At 62.3% G+C, this 19656-nt stretch carries 21 protein-coding genes; 14 read left to right on the top strand and 7 right to left on the bottom strand.

From position 1 onward, the window contains the following. Nucleotides 1–81 precede the first annotated feature (81 nt). Nucleotides 82–837 (bottom strand): histidine utilization repressor, encoded by a 756-nt coding sequence (gene hutC, locus ACQZ6J_RS17700; protein ID WP_449085039.1) that lies wholly within the window; start codon nucleotides 835–837, stop codon nucleotides 82–84. Between the two features lie 193 nt (nucleotides 838–1030). Between hutC and ACQZ6J_RS17695 the strand changes: the two genes are divergently transcribed. From ACQZ6J_RS17695 to solA, 6 genes are all read left to right on the top strand, one after another. After that, a complete protein-coding gene (locus ACQZ6J_RS17695; RefSeq protein ID WP_163990332.1) occupies nucleotides 1031–1870 on the top strand; it encodes a transporter substrate-binding domain-containing protein in 840 nt (279 codons plus the stop codon). A 101-nt stretch (nucleotides 1871–1971) separates the two neighbouring features. Further along, entirely contained in the window at nucleotides 1972–2697 is a 726-nt protein-coding gene (locus tag ACQZ6J_RS17690) for an ABC transporter permease (protein WP_163990334.1), read from the top strand. A gap of 10 nt (nucleotides 2698–2707) precedes the next feature. Beyond that, nucleotides 2708–3412 (top strand): ABC transporter permease, encoded by a 705-nt coding sequence (locus ACQZ6J_RS17685; protein WP_163990336.1) that lies wholly within the window; start codon nucleotides 2708–2710, stop codon nucleotides 3410–3412. 22 nt (nucleotides 3413–3434) lie between these two features. Further along, a complete protein-coding gene (locus ACQZ6J_RS17680; RefSeq protein WP_163990338.1) occupies nucleotides 3435–4211 on the top strand; it encodes an ABC transporter ATP-binding protein in 777 nt (258 codons plus the stop codon). Beyond that, complete coding sequence (locus ACQZ6J_RS17675; RefSeq protein WP_449085038.1) at nucleotides 4208–5713, top strand: HAL/PAL/TAL family ammonia-lyase; 1506 nt, start codon at nucleotides 4208–4210, stop codon at nucleotides 5711–5713. The genes ACQZ6J_RS17680 and ACQZ6J_RS17675 overlap by 4 nt, the downstream gene beginning before the upstream one ends. 1 nt (nucleotide 5714) lies before the next feature. Continuing rightward, nucleotides 5715–6863, top strand: coding sequence for an N-methyl-L-tryptophan oxidase (solA, locus tag ACQZ6J_RS17670; RefSeq protein WP_449085037.1), 1149 nt, complete (start codon nucleotides 5715–5717; stop codon nucleotides 6861–6863). A 21-nt stretch (nucleotides 6864–6884) separates the two neighbouring features. Here solA and ACQZ6J_RS17665 read toward each other — a convergent pair whose 3' ends face one another. From ACQZ6J_RS17665 to ACQZ6J_RS17655, 3 genes are all read right to left on the bottom strand, one after another. Continuing rightward, nucleotides 6885–7379: a cytochrome b gene (locus tag ACQZ6J_RS17665; RefSeq protein WP_449085036.1), complete on the bottom strand. Its 495-nt coding sequence runs from the start codon at nucleotides 7377–7379 to the stop codon at nucleotides 6885–6887. 135 nt (nucleotides 7380–7514) lie between these two features. Next, a complete protein-coding gene (locus ACQZ6J_RS17660) occupies nucleotides 7515–8252 on the bottom strand; it encodes a 3-oxoacyl-ACP reductase family protein (RefSeq protein ID WP_449085035.1) in 738 nt (245 codons plus the stop codon). A gap of 173 nt (nucleotides 8253–8425) precedes the next feature. Further along, a complete protein-coding gene (locus tag ACQZ6J_RS17655) occupies nucleotides 8426–9841 on the bottom strand; it encodes an aldehyde dehydrogenase family protein (protein ID WP_449085034.1) in 1416 nt (471 codons plus the stop codon). 94 nt (nucleotides 9842–9935) lie between these two features. Here ACQZ6J_RS17655 and ACQZ6J_RS17650 point away from each other — a divergent pair, with 94 nt between their 5' ends. Beyond that, entirely contained in the window at nucleotides 9936–10880 is a 945-nt protein-coding gene (locus ACQZ6J_RS17650) for a LysR family transcriptional regulator (RefSeq protein WP_449085033.1), read from the top strand. Nucleotides 10881–10953: 73 nt separating this feature from the next. Further along, nucleotides 10954–11571: an O-methyltransferase gene (locus ACQZ6J_RS17645; protein ID WP_449085032.1), complete on the top strand. Its 618-nt coding sequence runs from the start codon at nucleotides 10954–10956 to the stop codon at nucleotides 11569–11571. A 42-nt stretch (nucleotides 11572–11613) separates the two neighbouring features. Here the strand turns inward: ACQZ6J_RS17645 and ACQZ6J_RS17640 are convergent, their stop codons facing one another. Together ACQZ6J_RS17640 and ACQZ6J_RS17635 are read right to left on the bottom strand one after the other, a co-directional pair. Further along, on the bottom strand, nucleotides 11614–12372 hold the full coding sequence (locus ACQZ6J_RS17640) for an alpha/beta fold hydrolase (RefSeq protein WP_449085031.1): 759 nt from the start codon (nucleotides 12370–12372) through the stop codon (nucleotides 11614–11616). Between the two features lie 50 nt (nucleotides 12373–12422). Then, on the bottom strand, nucleotides 12423–14195 hold the full coding sequence (locus ACQZ6J_RS17635) for a cytochrome c biogenesis protein DipZ (protein ID WP_449085030.1): 1773 nt from the start codon (nucleotides 14193–14195) through the stop codon (nucleotides 12423–12425). Nucleotides 14196–14554: 359 nt separating this feature from the next. Between ACQZ6J_RS17635 and ACQZ6J_RS17630 the strand changes: the two genes are divergently transcribed. From ACQZ6J_RS17630 to ACQZ6J_RS17620, 3 genes are all read left to right on the top strand, one after another. Further along, the gene (locus ACQZ6J_RS17630; RefSeq protein ID WP_449085029.1) at nucleotides 14555–15607 is read left to right on the top strand and encodes an alpha/beta fold hydrolase; all 1053 of its coding nucleotides are present in this window, start codon (nucleotides 14555–14557) and stop codon (nucleotides 15605–15607) included. Nucleotides 15608–15721: 114 nt separating this feature from the next. Then, the gene (locus ACQZ6J_RS17625) at nucleotides 15722–16462 is read left to right on the top strand and encodes a response regulator (protein ID WP_163990358.1); all 741 of its coding nucleotides are present in this window, start codon (nucleotides 15722–15724) and stop codon (nucleotides 16460–16462) included. Further along, the gene (locus tag ACQZ6J_RS17620) at nucleotides 16459–17781 is read left to right on the top strand and encodes a sensor histidine kinase (RefSeq protein WP_449085028.1); all 1323 of its coding nucleotides are present in this window, start codon (nucleotides 16459–16461) and stop codon (nucleotides 17779–17781) included. Before ACQZ6J_RS17625 ends, ACQZ6J_RS17620 begins: the two co-directional genes overlap by 4 nt. A gap of 54 nt (nucleotides 17782–17835) precedes the next feature. On the opposite strand, the gene ACQZ6J_RS17615 is transcribed toward ACQZ6J_RS17620, so the two are convergent. Next, complete coding sequence (locus ACQZ6J_RS17615; protein ID WP_449085027.1) at nucleotides 17836–17958, bottom strand: hypothetical protein; 123 nt, start codon at nucleotides 17956–17958, stop codon at nucleotides 17836–17838. A gap of 207 nt (nucleotides 17959–18165) precedes the next feature. Between ACQZ6J_RS17615 and ACQZ6J_RS17610 the strand changes: the two genes are divergently transcribed. From ACQZ6J_RS17610 to minC, 3 genes are all read left to right on the top strand, one after another. After that, entirely contained in the window at nucleotides 18166–18582 is a 417-nt protein-coding gene (locus tag ACQZ6J_RS17610) for an organic hydroperoxide resistance protein (RefSeq protein ID WP_449085026.1), read from the top strand. Between the two features lie 117 nt (nucleotides 18583–18699). Beyond that, nucleotides 18700–18843: a hypothetical protein gene (locus ACQZ6J_RS17605; RefSeq protein ID WP_204326735.1), complete on the top strand. Its 144-nt coding sequence runs from the start codon at nucleotides 18700–18702 to the stop codon at nucleotides 18841–18843. 52 nt (nucleotides 18844–18895) lie between these two features. Continuing rightward, on the top strand, nucleotides 18896–19627 hold the full coding sequence (gene minC, locus ACQZ6J_RS17600; RefSeq protein WP_163990364.1) for a septum site-determining protein MinC: 732 nt from the start codon (nucleotides 18896–18898) through the stop codon (nucleotides 19625–19627). The last annotated feature ends 29 nt before the right edge of the window (nucleotides 19628–19656 follow it).

Below are 19656 nucleotides of genomic sequence, written 5' to 3'. Positions count from 1 at the left end.
GTCCCTGGGGCGAATGCGCGGAGTGGTCAAAACACGCACTCTTCAGCACATTCGCTCAGAAGAGTGATCTTCCATATACAACTAACGATCAGAAGACTTGCCGCTTTGGCTTTCCAGGCGATAGCGATTTCCGGGATAGACCAGCCGGGCCGTGGAAACGACACCGCGCGCCGACCATGTGCGCCGCCGGATCGTCAGACAGGGTTCGGTCTTCAGGATGGTCAGCAGCTTGCATTCCCAGGCCTGCGGCATGACCGCCTCGACCACATGTTCCGAGCCGCTGAGGGGCGCGACCGACGAAAGATAGGCGTTCGGGGTCATGTCCGTGAAGTCCTGCTCCAGATAGTCGGGCGCGGCGTCGGGATGCACATGCCGATCCTCGATCTGCACGGGAACGCCATTCTCGCTATGCACGATCAGCGAATGGAAAACCGGCGAGCCGATATCGAGTTCCAACGCGTCGGCAACCTCCGGCGCCGCCGCCTCTCGCGCCAGCACGATCACCGTTGCCTGGTGGGAATGACCGCGCTCGGCGATCTCTTCGGCGATGTTGCGCACCTCAAACAGGGCCGACGCGCCCTTGCGCTCGGCAACGAAGGAGCCGACGCCCTGGATGCGGACCAATTCGCCTTCGTTGGCGAGTTCTCGCAGGGCGCGATTGGCCGTCATTTTGCTGACGCCGAGTTCGACGATCAGTTCGTTTTCCGACGGAACCCTATGTTTGGGAGGCCACTCGCCACTGTGAATGCGGTCGAGTATCATCTGCTTGACGCCGGCATAGAGGGGCGCGGCGTCATTTTCCGCCAGTGCGTGTTTCATCTCGCCGGAACGCTTCATTGTCTATTCCCTTTGCACGAACTGAATCTGCCTCGAAAACAACTTTCCCACTTGCATATCATAAATTATCTCATATGGTACCCTATACAACCTCGCAATCAATCCTAAAAATAAATTGGGAAAGCGAGCAAGCCGGCGGAGATCGGTAGGAAGTGCCGCAAGGCCTGTTTCAACCTCAGAGGAGCTCTACACAATGAAATTCAGTGCAATTCTCTTGTCAGGTGTCATGGCTACCGCCGCTTTCGCGGCTCCGGCTGTCGCCAAGGACTGGAAGACGGCGACGATCACCCTGGAAGGTGCTTACGCGCCCTGGAACATGACGAATGCCGACGGCTCTCTCGGCGGCTTCGAACCGGAACTCGCCAAGGTTCTGTGCGAGCGCGCCAAGATCGACTGCAAGCTTGTCGCTTCCGATTGGGACGGCATGATCCCGGCGCTCAACGCCGGCAAGTTCGATGTGATCATGGATGCGCTGTCGATCACCGACGAGCGCAAGCAGGTCATCGGCTTCACCATTCCTTACGCCGCCACGCCGGCCGCCTTCGCAACCGCCAAGGATAGCCCGCTTGCCAATGCCGCCGGCACCGGAGCCACGATCAAGATGACGCCCGGCCAGACCGGCGTCAAGGAAATCGATGCCCTCAAGGAAGCCTTCAAGGGCAAGACCATCGGCATCCAGGCCGCCACGGTCTATGCCAAGTTCGTCTACGACAATTTCGGCTCGATCGCCACGATCCGCGAGTACAAGACCGGTGCAGACCGCGATCTGGATCTCCAGAACGGCCGTATCGATCTCGGCTTCGACGATGCCGTCTACTTCACCAATGCCTTTGCCAGCGCAAACGACTCGCTTGCCTTCACCGGTCCGGAAATCGCCGGCTCCATCTGGGGCGAAGGCGAAGGTCTCGGCATTCGCCAGGCCGATACCGATCTGCGCGACAAGCTCAACGAGGCGATCAAGTCGGCACTTGCCGACGGCACCATCAAGACCCTGTCGATGAAGTGGTTCAAGGTCGACGTCAGCCCTGAATGATTGTCGCGACCTTCAGGTCGTGGTCACCGGTCTCCGGCTTTGCTGCTGGAGACCGTGTGATATCCTGACGCGTGAAACTGCCACGGACAGGGATTGGATCTATGGCAACCTTGCAATTGCTGGGCTTCGGCTCGAACGGGTGGGGCGCGCTTCTGCTCGTCGCCACCTTGATGACACTTGCCGTCACGGCAACGGCTTTGGCCATCGGGGCCGTGCTGGGCGCGATCGTCGCGTTCGCCAAGCTCTCCGGAAGTCTGGTGCTGAAAACGATCGGCAATATCTATACGACCGTTTTTCGGGGCGTCCCCGAACTGCTGATCATCTATCTGATCTATTTCGGCGGTTCGTCGGCGATGACGTCAGTGGGCAAATGGCTCGGCTATGACGGCTTTCTCGGCCTGCCGTCCTTCGCTGCCGGTGCGCTCGCCGTCGGTATTATTTCCGGCGCCTATCAGGCGGAGGTCTTCCGCGGTGCCTATCTCGCCATTTCCAAGGGCGAGCTTGAAGCCGCGTCGGCGATCGGCATGCATCGCGGCCTGCGCCTGCGCCGCATCATCATCCCGCAGGTCCTGCGCTTCGCCATTCCCGGCCTCGGCAATGTCTGGCAGCTCAGCCTCAAGGATTCGGCTTTGATCTCGGTGACCGGCCTTGCCGAATTGATGCGCACCAGCCAGGTCGCCGCCGGCTCGACCCGCCAGTATTTCCTCTTCTTCATTGTCGGCGGTTTGCTCTATCTGATCCTGACCAGCCTGTCGGATCGCGTGTTCAACAGGGCCGAACGACGCGCCAACCGGAGCATGCCGGCTGCGACGATCGGCCAGGCTTGAGGAGGAAGACATGGATATCGACTTTCTTTCGAGCACGATGATTACCTTGCTGAAGGCCGTGCCGACGACGCTTCTGCTGTTCTTCCTGTCCATCGTCTGCGGCGGCCTTCTGGCGCTCGTCATCGTCGCCATGCGCGTCAGCGGCAACCCGATCCTGTCCGGCTTCGCCAAGGGCTACATCTTCGTCTTCCGCGGCTCTCCGCTGTTGATCCAGATGTTCCTGATCTTCTATGGATTGGCGCAGTTCTCGATCATTCGCTACTCGTTCCTCTGGCCGTTCCTGCGAGAGCCGGTCGTCTGCGCGATCCTGTCGCTGGCGCTCTGCACCGCCGGCTATTCGGCCGAGATCTTCCGTGGCGGCATCCGCGCCGTTTCGCCGAAGGAGATCGAGGCGGCGCGTTCGATCGGCATGTCCGGCTTCCTGCTCGTGCGCCGCATCATCGCGCCGATCGCCTTCAGGCACGCCCTGCCGGCCTATTCGACCGAGATCGTCCTGATGATGAAATCGACCGCGCTTGCGAGCCTCGTCACGGTCTGGGAAGTCACCGGCGTCGCCCAGCGTCTGATCTCGCAGACCTATCGCACGATGGAGGTCTTTCTCTGTGCCGCGATCATTTACCTCGTGCTGAATTTCGTCATTCTGCAGGCCATGGCCCTGCTGGAATATTCCTTGTCCCGCCATCGCCGCGCCATTCCGCCGGCGTTGAAGGCTTAAAGCTTACTGGAGCAGGCAAATCATGCCAGGTGTCACCCGACTTTCAGTCCGCAACATCCGCAAGAGCTTCGGCAATCATGAAGTGCTTCGCGGTATATCGCTCGATGCCCAGGACGGCGATGTGATTTCGCTGCTTGGCGCCTCCGGCTCGGGCAAATCGACGTTCCTTCGCTGCATCAACCTCCTCGAGATCGCCACGGATGGCGAGATCTGGGTGGATGGCGAGCAGATCCGAATGATCCACAAGAATGGCAAAAGCCGCCCGGCGAGCCACAAGCAGGTGGATCATATCCGCTCCGAACTCGGCATGGTGTTCCAGAGCTTCAATCTCTGGTCCCACATGACGATCCTGCAGAATGTGATCGAGGGACCGGTCCATGTCCTGAAGCGCCCGCGCGCCGAGTGCATCGCCGAGGCCGAGACGCTTCTGGAAAAGGTCGGCATTGCCGACAAGCGCCACGCCTATCCCGCGCATCTCTCCGGCGGCCAGCAGCAGCGTGCGGCCATTGCCCGCGCCCTTGCCATGAAGCCGAAGGTCATGCTGTTCGACGAGCCGACCTCGGCGCTCGATCCTGAACTTGTCGGCGAAGTGTTGCGTGTCATGCGCGCGCTTGCCGAAGAAGGCATGACCATGCTCGTCGTTACTCACGAAATGAGCTTTGCGCGCAATGTCTCCAATCGCGTCGTCTTCATGAAGGAAGGGCTCGTTGAAAGCACCGGCACGCCGGACGAGATGTTCGGCGGCGGCGCCTCGCCTGCCTTCCGTCAGTTCATCGGTCATTTCGGAAACGGGCAATGACCGTCACGATCGATAGGCCTTTATCCTGGCGCGAGGTTGCGCGCATCGGTGCCGGTGAGCCTTTGGCTCTATCCGATGCGGCGTGGGGGCGTGTTGCCGAAGCAAGCCGCATCGTCGAGCGTATCGTCGAAACCGGCGTGCGCGCCTATGGCGTCAATACCGGCGTCGGTGCCTTGTCCGATACGGTGGTCGATCGCCAATCCCAGAGCCGGCTCTCGCGCAACATCATCCTCAGCCATGCCTGCGGCGTCGGCCCGCTTTTGCCGGTGCGCGAGGTGCGCTCCATCATCGCGGCACAGATCGCCAATTTCGCCCATGGCCATTCCGGTGTGCGGCCCGAAATCATCCGGCATCTGGCGGCATTTCTCGAGCATGGTTGCATTCCGGAAGTCCCCTCCAAGGGGTCTGCCGGTTATCTCACCCACAATGCCCACAGCGCCCTGGTGCTGATCGGCGAGGGACGGGCGACCGTGAGGGGCGTATCCATGAGCGGCGCCGAGGCGCTTGCGGCGATCGGCTTGACCCCTCTGGTGCTCGGCGCCAAGGAAGGCTTGAGCCTCGTCAATGGCACGGCCTGCGCCACCGGACTATCGGCGCTTGCGGTTTCTCGTGCCGAACGCCTGCTGGACTGGGCCGACGCCATCGCCGCGTTGACGCTCGAGGCCGCCGGTTGCCAGATGGCGGCATTCGATGAGAGCGTATTGGCGCTTCGCCCGTCGGCCGGCATCGCCAAGATCGGGCGCAGATTGCGCAGCCGGCTGCAGGGAAGCGGTCTTGTCGCCGCAGCCCTCGGGCGGCGGACTCAGGATGCGCTGAGCCTGAGATCGGTTCCCCATGCTCATGGCGCGGCGTGGGATGTCTTCGAGCAGACGGCTCGCATCGTCGATCAGGAGCTGGCCTCGGTAACGGACAACCCTGCCGTCTCGGGCACGCCCGAGCAGCCGGTCGTCTCCTCCGAAGCCCATGCGGTTGCACCTGCTCTTGGCCAGGCGGCCGACAGTCTGGCGATTGCGATTGCCCAGATATCCGCCATGAGCGAGCGTCGGACGGATCGTCTCGTCAATCCGCTGGTCAGCGGCTTGCCGCCTTTCCTGGCAAGCGATGCCGGTAGCCATTCCGGCTTCATGATCGTGCAGTATACGGCTGCGGCGCTGAGCAATGACAACAGGCGGCTCGCCGCTCCCGCATCGCTTGACGGCGGTCTGACCTCCGGCCTTCAGGAGGATTTTCTCGCCCATCCGACGGCGGCAGCCGGCAAGCTACTCGCGATCCTCGACAATGCCGAATATATCCTGGCAATCGAGCTGATGGCGGCGGCGCAGGCACAGGACTTCCTCGTCTCCAAGGGAGCGCGGGCGCGGGGAACGGAACGCGTCTACGCGGCGGTTCGCTCACGCGTGCCCCTTTATGGCGACGATCGGCCCTTGAATGCGGATATCGAAGCCTTGCGGGCCATGATCGCGGATGTCGCGCCGCCGGCCGACAATGAAACTGGAGCATAATATGTCTGCGGAATTCGACGTTGCCGTTATCGGACTCGGCGCGATGGGAAGTGCCGCCGTGTCCTTTGCCGCGGCTCGCGGCGCAAGGGCAATCGGGATCGAGGCCCATTTCCCGGCGCATGCGCTCAGCTCCTCGCACGGCGACAGCCGCCTGATCCGCCTCGGCTACTTCGAGGATCCATCCTACGTACCCCTGCTGAAGCGGGCCTATCACAATTGGCGCTCGCTGGAGGCGAGGCTGCGCGCCGAGATCTTGACGGTGACAGGCGTTCTACAGATCGGGGCACCCGATAGCAAGATCGTCAGCGGCACGCGCGCCTCGTGTGACATGCATGGATTGCCGCATGAGATCCTCGACCGGGATGCCATGAAGCGCCGTTTCCCCGCTTTTGCGCTGGAAGAGGGCGAAATCGGCCTGCTCGATCCGCAGGGTGGCTATGTGCGTCCCGAAGCTGCGATCATGGGCTATCTGAAGCTTGCGGCGGAAGATGGGGCGGTCCTGCATTTCGGTGAGCGTGTCGTCTCCATCGATCCGGACGAAACGGGCGTAACCGTCGTTTCGACCACGGGCAGATATCGTGCCCGCAAGGTGATCGTTGCTACCGGCGCATGGATTGCCGAGCTCGTACCGCAGCTGAAGGCGCATGCGCAGCCGATCCGGCAGGTGGTCGCCTGGTATCAGCCGAAGGACGGTTTCGTTGCGGAACCGCAGCGCATGCCCTGCTTCCTGCGTGACGAGGGAGATGAAGGCTCCTATTTCGGCTTTCCGGCAATCGGCGTCGACGGCGTGAAAATCGGCCGCCACGCCCATTTCCGGGAACCCATCGATCCCACCCTGCCCAATCCGCCGGTCAACGACACGGATACCGATTTGCTCGACGGCTTTGCCCGCAAGCGCCTGCCGGATGCGGCGTCGTTTCGCGTGCGGGCGACGACCTGTCGCTATACCATGCTGCCGAGCGAGGATTTTCTGATCGACACGGTGCCGGGCCAGCCGAACGTGGTCATGTCTTCGGCTTGCTCCGGCCACGGCTTCAAGTTCACCAGCGTTGTCGGCGAGATCCTGGCCGATTTGGCTCTTGAAGGGGGAAGTCGGTTGCCGACGGCGCTGTTCTCCTTCGAAAGGCATTTTGGCCGCCAATCGGCCTAGCCGCCAAACGCACGGCCGTTTCTAGCCGATCGTCATGCGGCGCAATACGTCCGATCGGAAATAGAAGTGCTGAACGAGCGCGCCGAGAATGTGAAGGACGACGACGACCCAGAGCAGGGATTTGATCGGTCCGCCATGGACGAAGGCAGCGGTATCGATGCCGAGATAGTAGGCCGCCAGTCCCGTGAGCGGCATCGCGAAGATCAGCACATAGAGCAGGCCGTGTGTCACCCGCGCCATATAATGCAGGAAGGCGGGCTGACCATCCGGCATGGCGGGCGCGTCGGATGAAAACCTGACGGCGAGGCGCACGATGGCGAGCAGCAGGATCGCAATGCCGGCATAGGCGTGAATGTTGGCGCTCGCAATGTCGGCCGGCGATGGCGTCTGGCCGTTACGGACCAGATGCCGCCACGCATTCATCCCGTCGGGAAACAGGAGATTGAAGAAGACCAGCATTGCCACGAGCCAGTGAAGGATGCGTTGTGGAACGGAATAGCGGAATCTCGCGGGCATAAGGGCTCCCATATTAGAATTGCTCTAAAACTAGAGCATGATCCTAACGGGAACCTGAATGCGGCTGGCCCTTTTCCGCTACGCCTGATCGCATGGCATAGTTGATTGGTGACCGCCGGCAGGGAAGCAACGGACCTAGAGCACGTAGCCGCCGTCGATCGTCAGGCTGGACCCGGTCATGTAGCCTGATTGCGGGCCTGCGAGATAGGAGGCAAGGCCGGCGATTTCTTCCGGGCGCCCAACGCGCCGCAGCGGGACGATGTCCTTCAGGCGGTCGATCATGCTCGAGGTCATGTCCGTCTCGGTCGGGCCGGGCTGGATATTGTTCACCGTGATCCTCCGCGGCGCCAGATCGAGGGCAACGCCCTTTGCCATGGCCGCGACCGCCGCCTTGGTCATCGCATAGACACTGCTGCCGGGGGAGCCGGTTCTGATTGCGGTGTTGCTGCCGATGGTGATGATACGACCTCCGTCGGCCATTTGTCTTGCCGCCGCCTGCACGGCCAGGAAAACGCCGCGCACATTGATCGAAAGGGAAAGATCGAGATCCTCGATGCTGACGGCGTCGACCGGGCCTATGCGCAGGACGCCGGCATTCACGACGGCGACATCGAGCCGGCCGAAGGTCTCGACCGTCCGCGTCACGGCCGCGTCGACTTCCTTGGCGTCGGCGCTGTCGGCACGGATCGCAATGCTTTTTCCGCCGAGCGCGCCGATCTCTTCGACGAGCTGCTGCGCCCTGTCCGGGCTGGAGAGATAGGTCAGGGCAACCTGAAACCCATCCTGAGCCAAGCGTTTGACGATAGCCGCGCCGATGCCGCGGGATCCTCCGAACACGATGGCGGCTTTACGTTCACTCTCTCCAAGGCTCATCGCTGCATCTCCATTCGATCACCACCACGGATGCCGGGCGACCGGATTGCGTCACCGCGACTTTGCCGGCGGCTGGCATCCGAATGTCGGGACGACAACCGCCGGCGAAGGCATCTTTAGATTTTTTGGAATGATTGGTCAATAATGAGGATAGTAGAAATTTCGGGTGCTGCTCAGCTCAGGACGGCGCGAGGCTCCAGGAAGGATTCCAGGCCATATGTCCCGAATTCGCGGCCGATGCCCGATTGCTTGAACCCGCCGAAGGGAGCCAGCGGCTCGTGCGGTGCGCCATTGATGACGACACGGCCGGCGTCGATCCGTTCGGCGACCCGCTTTGCCCGGGCGAGATCGGAGGAAAAGACATAAGCCTGCAAGCCGTAGGCCGTATCATTGGCGATTTCGAGCGCGTGCGCCTCATCGCGATAGGGAATGACGCACAGTACCGGGCCGAATATCTCCTCGCGGGCGATCCTCATATCGTTGCTGACGTCGGAGAAGATCGTCGGGCGAACGAACCAGCCGCGATTAAGCCCTTCGGGACGTCCTTCCCCGCCGATGATCAGCCGAGCGCCTTCCTCCTGGCCGAGACGGATATAGGATTGCACGCGATCCCATTGCTTCTGGCTGACCATGGGGCCGATGCTGACTTCGGGATCGCTTGCATCGCCCACCTTGAGCGTGGCTACCGCGCCGGCAAGGCGATCGTGGATTTCCGCCAGCCGGCTTTCGGGCGCGAGAACGCGGGTGCCGGCGATGCAGGCCTGACCGCTATTGGCAAAGCCGGCCGCCAGGACCTGGGGTATGACGGTATCGAGATCGGCATCGTCCAGAATGACGTTCGGGCTCTTGCCGCCGAGTTCAAGCGTTACGCGCTTGAAGGTCGCCGATGCGGCCTGAAGGATTGCCCGTCCCGTCACTGTCGAACCGGTAAAACTGATCTTTGCGATATCGCGGTGGGTGCTGAGCGCGGCGCCGACCACATGGCCATAGCCGTTGACGATGTTGAAGACGCCATTCGGCAGACCGGCCGCGTGCAGGCATTCGGTGAGGAGCTGCGTCTGGATCGCGCTCATTTCGGAGGGCTTGACGACCATGGTCGTGCCGGCCGCGATCGCGGTGGCAAGCTTGCCGCAGATAAAGCCGTAATTGCTGTTCCAAGGCGTGATTGCGGCTGCCACGCCGGCGGGGCGCATCTCGACTTCGGCGTGGCCGATACGACGACGGAACTCATAGGTTTCAAGCGTGCTGGCCATATGGAGAAATGACGTGGCGGCATGCGGCACCGAGAAGCCGATGAAGGATGCCGGTGCGCCATATTCCTCGCGCATGGCGTCGGTCAGGTCCGCGGCTCGGGCCGACACGGCATCGTGCAGGCTATGCAGCATGGCGATACGCTCGGCCTTGGAGCTTTGCGACAGGATTGCTAATGCGGCCTTGGCTGCGCTTACCGCCTTGTCGACGTCCTGCTCGTCGCCGAGGCGGACGATGCCGATCTGCTCTTCGGTGGCCGGGTTGAAAAGAGCGGCTTCTTCCTTGCCATGGGGCTGAACGAAGCTGCCGTTGATGTAGATGGTGTCTATGGTGCGCATGGGCGTCTCCTTTGTCTTCCGGATAGAGGTAAGATGCGCTATCTGTGCGGGCTAGAAGGACAAGTTTGCACAGTCTGATGAGGAAAATCGCGCAATGAAAGCAAGCCTGGCTGAGCTGGAGGCGATTGCGGCCGTCGCGCGTCACGGCGGCTTTCGCGCGGCCGCACGAGAGCTCGGCATGTCGTCGTCCGCCCTCAGCCATGCGGTTGCGGCGCTGGAGGAGCGCCTCTCCGTGCGGATATTCAACAGGACGACGCGCAGCGTGACACTCTCGGATGCGGGCGAGCGGCTGGTGGCGGACGTGGCGCCGGCGCTTGCCGCGCTCGACAGGGCCATCGAAAATGCCGGCATGTCTTCCGGCTCGGTGTCGGGCACGCTTCGGCTCAACATGGCGCCCGGCGCCGCGCGCATGCTTCTCAAGCCGCTCATCCTCGAATATGGCCGGCGCTATCCGGAGGTCGAGATCGAGATCGTCACCGATAACGCCCTCGTCGATGTCATCGGCAAGGGCTTCGATGCCGGCGTGCGCCTCGCCGAGGCCGTGCCGACGGATATGGTCGCAGTACCGATCATTCCGACCATACGCTCGCTTGTGGTCGGCTCACCCGCCTACTTCCGCCAGAGGCCGCGCCCGCTTGTTCCGGGCGATCTCCTGCAGCATCGCTGCATCCGAGCCCGCATGGCGAGCGGCAGGCTTTATCGCTGGGAATTCGAGCGGCATGGTCAGTCCATCCTCATCGACGCACCGGGAAGCCTCATTCTCGATGCCTCCGACCTGATGCTGAACGCCGCCCTCGATGGGGCGGGGCTTGCCTATATCAGCGAAGCGTCCGTTGCCGATCACATGGCTGCGGGCAATCTGATTTCGGTGCTGGAGGATTGGAGCCCGCCCTATCCGGGACTGAGCCTCTATTTTGCCCAGCGGCGCCAGATGCCCGCGCGGCTGCGCGCGCTGATCGAGCTTATTCGCGAGCAGAATGCGTCCCGCACAACGCCGGTAAAAGATCAAGTTTCAGACATGCTCCCGGATAGCGCTTGAGCCGCGCCATATCGCGATGTAGCCATATCGCCTGGGACATTCCCATGATGATTGCCTGGAAGGTGAGTTTGCCATGGACGAGAAGATCGAAGCCGTTCTTGAAGCCTATCACGAACTTATCCGCGAGGAGCATAGCAAGCCGAAAGAGATGCCGCCCGGCGGGCGCGATGGCGGCCAGGATCGTCGCTTGAGGGCTGTTGGGCCCGAAACCGGTCGGCTGCTCAATATTCTGGCGAAAAGTCTGACGTCTCCCGCCATTCTGGAGCTCGGTACATCCTTCGGCTATTCCGGCATCTGGCTTGCGGAGGCCGCGCGCGCCAGCGGCGGAAGGCTGATCTCCATGGAACTGCACGCCTACAAGACCGAGTTTGCCCGGAAGATGGCCGGGAAGGCGGGGTTGTCGGAGCATATCGACTTCCAGATCGGCGATGCTGTCGAGATGATCAAGGCGCTTCCGATCGGCGTCGACTTCGTCCTCGTCGATCTGTGGAAGGATCTCTACATTCCCTGCCTGGACGCCTTCTATCCGAAGCTCAATCCGGGCGCGATCATCGTTGCCGACAACATGTTCATGCCCGGCAACGAGGACGTGAAGCGCTACGGCGAGGCTGTTCGCGCCAAGCCGGGCATCACGTCCGTTCTGTTGCCCGTCGGCTCCGGGATCGAAGTCAGCCGCTACGATCCCGTGTAGGAAACAGGCGGCGGCCATTCATGCGGCCGCCGCCGTTTTCCCTTATTTGCCGGCGTCTTTCGCTGCCTTTTCGATAACGGCCGCGACCTTTTCCGGCTGCGAGGCGAAGACGGCGTGGCTTGCCTTGATTTCGGTCACGACGCTGCCGGCGCGCTTTGCCATGTCCCGCTCGAGGGCCGGATTGATGGAGCGGTCATCGCTTGCAACGACGACCCAGCTCGTCTTCGTCCGCCATGCCGGATCGCCGACCTTGGCTGTAAAGGCTGCCTTCGAAGCGAACACCTGCGATCTGGCCAGGAAATCGGCCTCATCCTTCGGCAGGTCGGCGGCAAAGTCGGCGGCGAAGGCTGCCGGATCCAGATAGAGGTATTGGCCATCCTTTGTTTCGCGGATGTTCATGCCGCCGGCGGGCTTGGAGCTGGCGAGGCTGATCAGGCTTTCGCCCTTATCGGGCTGAAACGCGGCGACATAGACGAGACCGGCGACATCGGGCCTGTTTCCCGCCTCGGTGATGACCATGCCGCCGTAGCTGTGGCCGACGAGCAGGCTCGGCCCGTCCTGCAGGTCGAGCACGCGGTTGGTCGCGGCGACATCGTCGGCGAGCGAGGTGATCGGCTCCTGAACGATCGAGACCTTGAAGCCGTCCTTCTCGAGGATCTCGCTGGTCTTGCGCCATCCCGAACCATCGGCAAGCGCGCCGTGGACGATGACGATATTCCTGATCTCGGCGGCGTGCGCCGCAAACGCCATGGTGCTTGCAGCAAGGCCAAGGGCGATGGTGGAGAGAAAACGCGTGTTCATAGCTATGACTCCTGTCGGGTTTGGTTCTTGTGTGGGGTAAGAGGGGAATTTCAGCCGAAGGTGAAGGCGTAGGCCTGTACCCCGGGGTCGAGGAAACGGATCTCGAAGTTGCGTGCGGCGACATCGCCGGACTGGCGGACGAGCTGGTAGAGCCTGGTTCCCGTAACGGTGCCGTTTCCGGCGGCATCGGTATCGGAGCCATGGTTGGAGCCAGGGGCCTTTCCGTCCACCGTCACCTGGAAGCGGATCGGCTTTCCATCGGCGGATGGCCCGAGGACGAGATGCAGGTCGCGGGCGCTGAAACGATAGCTTATGCCGCCGCCTGCCGTGTCGAGCGAAGCCTGTTCCGGGCCGACGGTCCATGTTCCGGCCAGCCCCCATTGGTTCAGGTCGGGATTGGCAATCGAATAGTTGGCAGGGGCATCGGCCTTCAGGCCCTCGGGAGAGACGAAGCCGGTCGCCTGTTTGTAGCCGACATAGGTCTCGCCCGAGCGGATATGGCCGAGATCGGGGCTCGCTTCGGCACCCTTTGCATCGGGAACGACCGGGCCGCTTTGGGCCATGTCGCTGCCTGCCTCGCGCAGAAGATCCTGGATCGCCTGTTCGGTCTGGCGATAGTTGCCTTCGCCGAAATGCTGGTAGCGGACCTGCCCCTTGGCATCGATCAGGCAATGGGCGGGCCAGTAGTTGTTCTCGAAGGCGCGCCAGATGCGATAGTCGTTGTCGATCGCGACGGGATAGCCGATCTTGAAGTCGGCGATCGCCTTCCTGACGTTATCGACATTCTTCTCGAAGGCGAATTCGGGAGCGTGGACGCCGATCACGACAAGGCCCCGATCCCTATACTTTTCCGCCCAGGCGCGAACATAGGGTATGGTGCGGATGCAGTTGATGCAGGAATAGGTCCAGAAATCGACGAGCACGACCTTGCCGCGAAGCTCGGCTGACGTCAGCGGCTCGGAATTCAGCCAGGTGACGGCGCCGTCGAGGGAAGGGGATGGGCCTTCGATCGGAAGATCGCTGTGGAACGGGTGTGTCGCGTCGCTGGCAATCTTCATTGCGCCGTTGCTGGCAATTTCGGTCTCCGGACCTGTCGCTTTCGCGTGCAGCTTTTCCAGCAATGCCTGCTCGAAGGAGCCGGTGCTTGCATAGGAAAGGCGGGCGAGCAGGCCGGTATCGAGGCCAAGGGCGATGGCTGCGACGCCGGCGAGAACAGCGGCACCTGCGAGCTGGCGGATGCGTTCGCTGACGCCCAGAGATCGCTTCATGCCGGCAAAGATCCTGCCGCCGGCAAACAGCGCGACGGCGAGCGAGGTCGCGGCACCGGCGCCATAGGCCAGCAGCAGGAACGTCGTCTGCAGGTTGGCGCCCTTCAATGCCGCGCCCGTCAGCACAAGCCCGAGGATCGGGCCGGCGCAGGGCGCCCAAAGCAGGCCGGTCGCAATGCCGAGCACGAAGGAGCTTCTGACGCTTGCGCTCGCACGATGCGCGCCGGCGGCGTTCAGGAGATTGTTGCCGAGATCGACGGCCGGCCGGGACAGGGCGCTGGCGATACGCGGCGAAATCAGGCTTAGGCCGAAGAGCCCGAGCAGGACGATTGCCGCGAGGCGGCCGTATTCATTGGCGCGGATGGCCCAGGCGCCACCGATCGCGGCAAGGGTTGCGACACATGCGAAGGTGAGCGCCATGCCCGCAAGCATAGGCAGCGTGCTCCTGACGAAGGGCTGTCCGGCGCGGGCGAAGACGAAGGGGAGGATGGGCAGGATACACGGACTGAGGATCGTCAGCGCGCCGCCGAGATAGGCTATGATGAGAAGCGTCATCGTCTTGTTCCTTTGGAAGCGATTGACCGGCTGCCGACGGCGAGGTGCCGTGCTCAGCGGTGAGGCCATCTGCCGCTGGCGACGTATCTCGAATGTGTCGGGCTGGACGGGAGAATGTACCGAAACGTCGATGTCGTCGGCCTCGATACAATGCGATACAAATTGGCGGACGCGCGTGTGATCTTGCCGGCGTTTCGGGCGCTGCCAGGCCTTGGTCGATCAAAGGAAGCGGATTGTATCAGACTGTATCTGTACGGCCTGAAGCTACAAAGGCATTCAAAAGGCCGCCGCATGCGACACATCGACGATACAAGCGGCTGGTTTTCTCGATCTCACGATCCAATCGACAGGAGAGACAGATGTCCGAGGAACTCAATCACAGCCGCCGCCGCTTTTTCGGTCTTGCCGCCGTCGCCGTCGCAGCCGCCGAACTCGGCCTGCCGGCCATGGCCGGCGCCGCCCAACCGAAGGCTTCCGCTTCGACCCTGCCTGCCGTCAAGGCTGGAAGCCATACGTCCTTCGACGCGCTGAAGCAGATCGATGCGGGCGTGCTCAACATCGGTTACGCCGAAGCCGGTCCGGCCGATGGCCCGGTCGTGCTGCTGCTGCACGGCTGGCCCTACGATATCCATAGCTTCGTCGATGTCGCGCCGCTCTTGGCCGGTGCCGGCTACCGTGTCGTCATCCCCTATCTGCGCGGATACGGGACCACCCGCTTCCTTTCGAAGGAAACCCCGCGCAACGGCCAGCAGGCAGCGCTGGCGGCCGATATGATCGCGCTTCTCGATGCGCTGAAGATCGAAAAGGCCGTTGTTGCCGGTTACGACTGGGGCGGCCGCACCGCCAACGTCATGTCGGCGCTCTGGCCCGAGCGTTGCAAGGCGATGGTTTCGGTCAGCGGCTATCTGATCGGCAGCCAGGAGATCAACCGCAAGCCCTTGCCGCCGAAAGCCGAACTTGCCTGGTGGTATCAGTTCTATTTCGCCACCGAGCGCGGCCGTCTCGGCTATGAGGAAAATCGGCATGATTTCGCAAAGCTGATCTGGCACACCGCCTCGCCGCAATGGGCCTTCGACGACGCCACCTACGATCGGTCGGCCGCGGCATTCGACAATCCAGACCATGTCGATATCGTCATCCACAATTACCGCTGGCGCCTCGGTCTGGTCGAAGGCGAGACGAAGTTCGATGCCTACGAGAAGACGCTGGCCGCAGGCCCGGCGGTTGCCATACCGACGATCACCATGGAAGGCGACGCAAACGGCGCGCCGCACCCGGAGCCGTCGGCCTATCGCGGCAAATTCTCGGGCAAGTACGAGCATCGCACCGTCACCGGCGGCATCGGGCACAATCTGCCCCAGGAAGCGCCGCAAGCCTTCGCTCAGGCCGTGATAGATGTTGATCGATTCTAGCACGGCGATAGTGTGCGTGCGGGCGCCGGCATATGCTGGCGCCCTCCGCCGTTGGCACGGCAAGAGGATCAATATTCGTAGGTCGATGCTTACGATGATGGGTGGGAAATCAAAATGGACCATGTCGACCATATCCTGATCGTGGATGACGATCGGGAAATCCGTGAGCTGGTGTCGAGCTATCTGAAGAAGAACGGCTTGCGGGCGACGACGGCTGCCGATGGCCGACAGATGCGCAGTTTCCTCGAGGCCAACTCGGTCGATCTGATCGTGCTCGACGTGATGATGCCGGGCGACGATGGCCTGGTGCTGTGTCGCGAGCTTCGCGCCGGAAAGCACAAGGCGACGCCGGTCCTGATGCTGACGGCGCGCGACGACGAGATGGACCGGATTCTCGGCCTGGAAATGGGCGCCGACGATTATCTGGCAAAGCCCTTCGCTGCCCGTGAGCTGCTTGCCCGCATCAAGGCGGTTCTCCGGCGCACGCGCATGTTGCCGCCCAACCTGCAGATCAGCGAAGCCGGCCAAATACTGGTCTTCGGGGATTGGCGGCTGGACACGGTCGGACGTCATCTTCTCGACCGGGACGGAACCGAGATCGCGCTCAGCGGTGCCGAATACCGCCTGCTGCGCGTCTTCATCGACCACCCGCAGCGGGTGCTCAATCGCGATCAATTGCTGAACCTGACACAGGGCCGCGACGCCGATCTTTTCGACCGCTCCATCGATCTGCTCGTCAGCCGGCTGCGCCAGCGTCTGGGGGACGATGCGCGTGAGCCGATCTACATCAAGACGGTTCGCAGCGAAGGCTATGTCTTCTCCGTGCCGGTGGAAATTGCGGAGCTGCGCCCATGACGATGGCGGGCCTCTCAGTCCGATGGCCCTGGTGGCCCAGTACGCTGCGCTCGCGGATTTCCCTGATCCTGCTTGCCGGGCTTGCGATTGCCTACGGTCTGTCCTTCAGCGTGCTCTACATCGAGCGCTACATGTCGGCAAAGGCCGTCATGCTCGGTACGCTGGAAAACGACGTCGCGACCTCGATCGCGGTGCTCGATCGCCTGCCGGCGGATGAAAGGGCGAATTTGGTCGATTGGCTGAGCCGTGGCAATTATAACTTCGAGCTGGGAACGGGCCTGCCGGGCGTGCCCGATACCTCCACCCATGGCGCGGAGATCGCCGCCAAGATTGAGGACGCCGTCGGTCATCGCTTTCCGATCCGCATGGAATCGATACCCGGCCCGATCTCGCGACTGCAGGCGCATCTGAACTTGAGCGACGGCAGTCCGCTGACGATCGATGTCACGCCGAGGGGAATCATGCCGATCGCGGCGTGGCTGCCTTACGTCTTCGTCGTCCAGATGCTGGTGATTGTCCTGTGCACCTGGTTTGCGGTTCGCCAGGCGATCCGGCCGCTCGCCGAACTTGCCGCCGCCGCTGACGCGCTAGATCCCAACAAGAAGGGGGCAGCTTTGAGCGACGGGGGCCCGAGCGAGGTGGCGCACGCCGCCAAGGCCTTCAATGCCATGCGGGATCGCATAGCGCACTATCTCGAGGAGCGGGTGCAGATTCTCGCAGCCATTTCGCACGATCTGCAGACGCCGATCACGCGCATGCGCCTGCGCGCCGATATCGCCGACGATTCACCCGAGAAGGCCAAGCTGCTGCAGGATCTCGGAGAAATCGAGCGCCTCGTGCAGGATGGGATCGCCTATGCGCGCAGCGCCCATAGCAATGGCGAGAAGAGCTCGCGAATCGACCTTGCTTCCTTCATCGAGAGCATCAGCTACGACTATCAGGATACCGGAAAATCCGTCGAGATTCTCGGCCTCATTCGCGGAACGGCGACGACAAAGCCGCATGCCCTTCGCCGCATCCTTACCAACTTCATCGACAATGCCCTGAAATTTGCCGGCGCCGCTGAAATTGCTGTGGAACGCAGGGACGCGGGCGAGATTGCGATAACGGTTCTGGATCGCGGGCCGGGTATTCCCCAGGACCAGATCGAGGCGGCCATGCAGCCTTTTTTCCGGCTGGAGCAATCGCGCAACCGCAACACCGGCGGCACCGGACTTGGGCTCGCGATCGCCCAGCAGCTCGCCCAGACGCTCGGCGGTTCCGTCCGGCTCTATAACCGCGAAGGCGGCGGCCTGGCCGCCGAAGTGGTCATCTCCTGAGCGCTCTCGGAGAGGATTTTTGAGGAGTGGGTCTTCTGGTCGCCTGGATGGCGGTCAAATCCATCCAAGCAGCCAGGCGAGCAGCAAAAGAACGAGGGCGAGCGCCAGCCAGGTCAGGAATCGCTCTCTGGCGCTGCGCTTGGCATCGTCCTTGGAAACAACCCGACATGCCTCCATGCGAGGCTTTTCCGCCCATTTTGACCTGCTTACGATCCTCAGGATCTTTGTAAGCATTTGTATCCGACCTGTTCGGGCCTACGTTTTGTAACACTTCCGGCGATTCCGGAAACATGCCGGATACCTCGATCCAGCAAAAACAGCTCCGTCAACGGACGTCGCCCCTCACCACACAACAGAGCGGGTAACGCAACAACGGAGTGTTCCATGACCAAGATCGACAAGGTTCTCTACACCGGCAGAACGCACACCATCGGCGGCCGCGACGGCGTCGCCCGCAGCGATGACGGCCAACTGGAGGTCAAGCTCTCGCCTCCCGGCAGCGCTCACGCCGGCACCAATCCCGAGCAGCTCTTCGCGGCCGGCTGGTCGGCTTGCTTCACCGGCGCAATGGGTCTGGCCGCCGGCAAGCGCAAGGTCAAGCTGCCCGCCGCTCTCGCCGTCGATGCCGAAGTGGATCTAGGCACTACGGACGGCGCCTACTTCCTGCAGGCTCGTCTCACCGTCAGCATGCCCGGCATCGAGCCTGAGCTAGCGCGGGTGCTGGTCGAGGAAGCGCACCAGACCTGCCCCTACTCGAAGGCGACTCGCGGCAACATCGATGTCGAGCTGAAGCTCGCCTGAGAATCGTTCACGTCTCGATATTGCGCGCCGTACCTGAGGGTGGGGCGCGCAGAATCGTTAATTTTTCTGCATCGGATATCCAGCAAGGCGGCGCACGCCTTGCGCCCGGAGGATCTCATGAGACCGATCATTCTTTTCCTTGCGGGAGCTGCGATTTTTGCCGCTCCATGCGTCTACGACCCCGGTTCCAACGAGCCTTCTGCGCTCGCGAGCATTGCCGTTTTGTGGGGCGGTTCCGGCTCCAACGAGAGCTCGCGTTAACCACTTGTTAACCATATGAGCGCTACAAACGGTCAACGATTTATTTACATAGATGACCAAAGTGCTAACAGACGCTCGTTCGATCCGTATCAAGGGCCGCTCCTTTCTGGCGGTCGTACTTTCGCCGGATCTTCCGCTGGAACAGTGGTTGATCCGGCTTGATGATCTGGCAGCCCGTTCGGCCGGCTTCTTTCTGGGGCGGCCGGTCGTGCTTGACATCACCGACCTGCCGATCGACCGCCCTCAGCTCAAGGAGCTGATCGGCGAACTTACGGCCCGCAATGTCAGCATCATGGGCATCGAGGGCGGACGTCCGTCGATCGCTGGACCGGGGATGCCGCCAATCCTGAAGGGTGGGCGTCCGGCTGCCGACTTCGAAGTCGCCGAGGCGGAGCCCGTGGTGGAGCGTCGCAACAGCGAGCCCAAGTCGCCGCCGCCGGAAATCCGGCCGGTGACGCAGTCATTGATTATTCGCGAGCCGGTGCGTTCGGGCCAGTCGGTGATCTTCCCCGAGGGCGATGTCACCATCATCGGTTCGGTGGCATCGGGCGCGGAAGTGATCGCGGGTGGATCCGTCCACATTTACGGCGCCCTGCGGGGCCGTGCCATGGCGGGTTCGATCGGCAACGCCTCGGCGCGAATCTTTTGCCGCAAGCTCGAGGCCGAGCTGCTGGCGATCGATGGAATCTACAAGATGGCGGAAGACGTATCACCCGGCCTCCGGGGGCAAGCCGTCCAGCTCTGGCTGGATGGTGAGACGATCATGGCCGAGAAACTAATCTGAGCCGAAGCCGGCCAAAACAGGAGAGCGAG

It is taken from the genome of Rhizobium sp. A37_96 (assembly GCF_053521765.1).
This window is presented reverse-complemented; position numbering and strand designations above follow the sequence as displayed.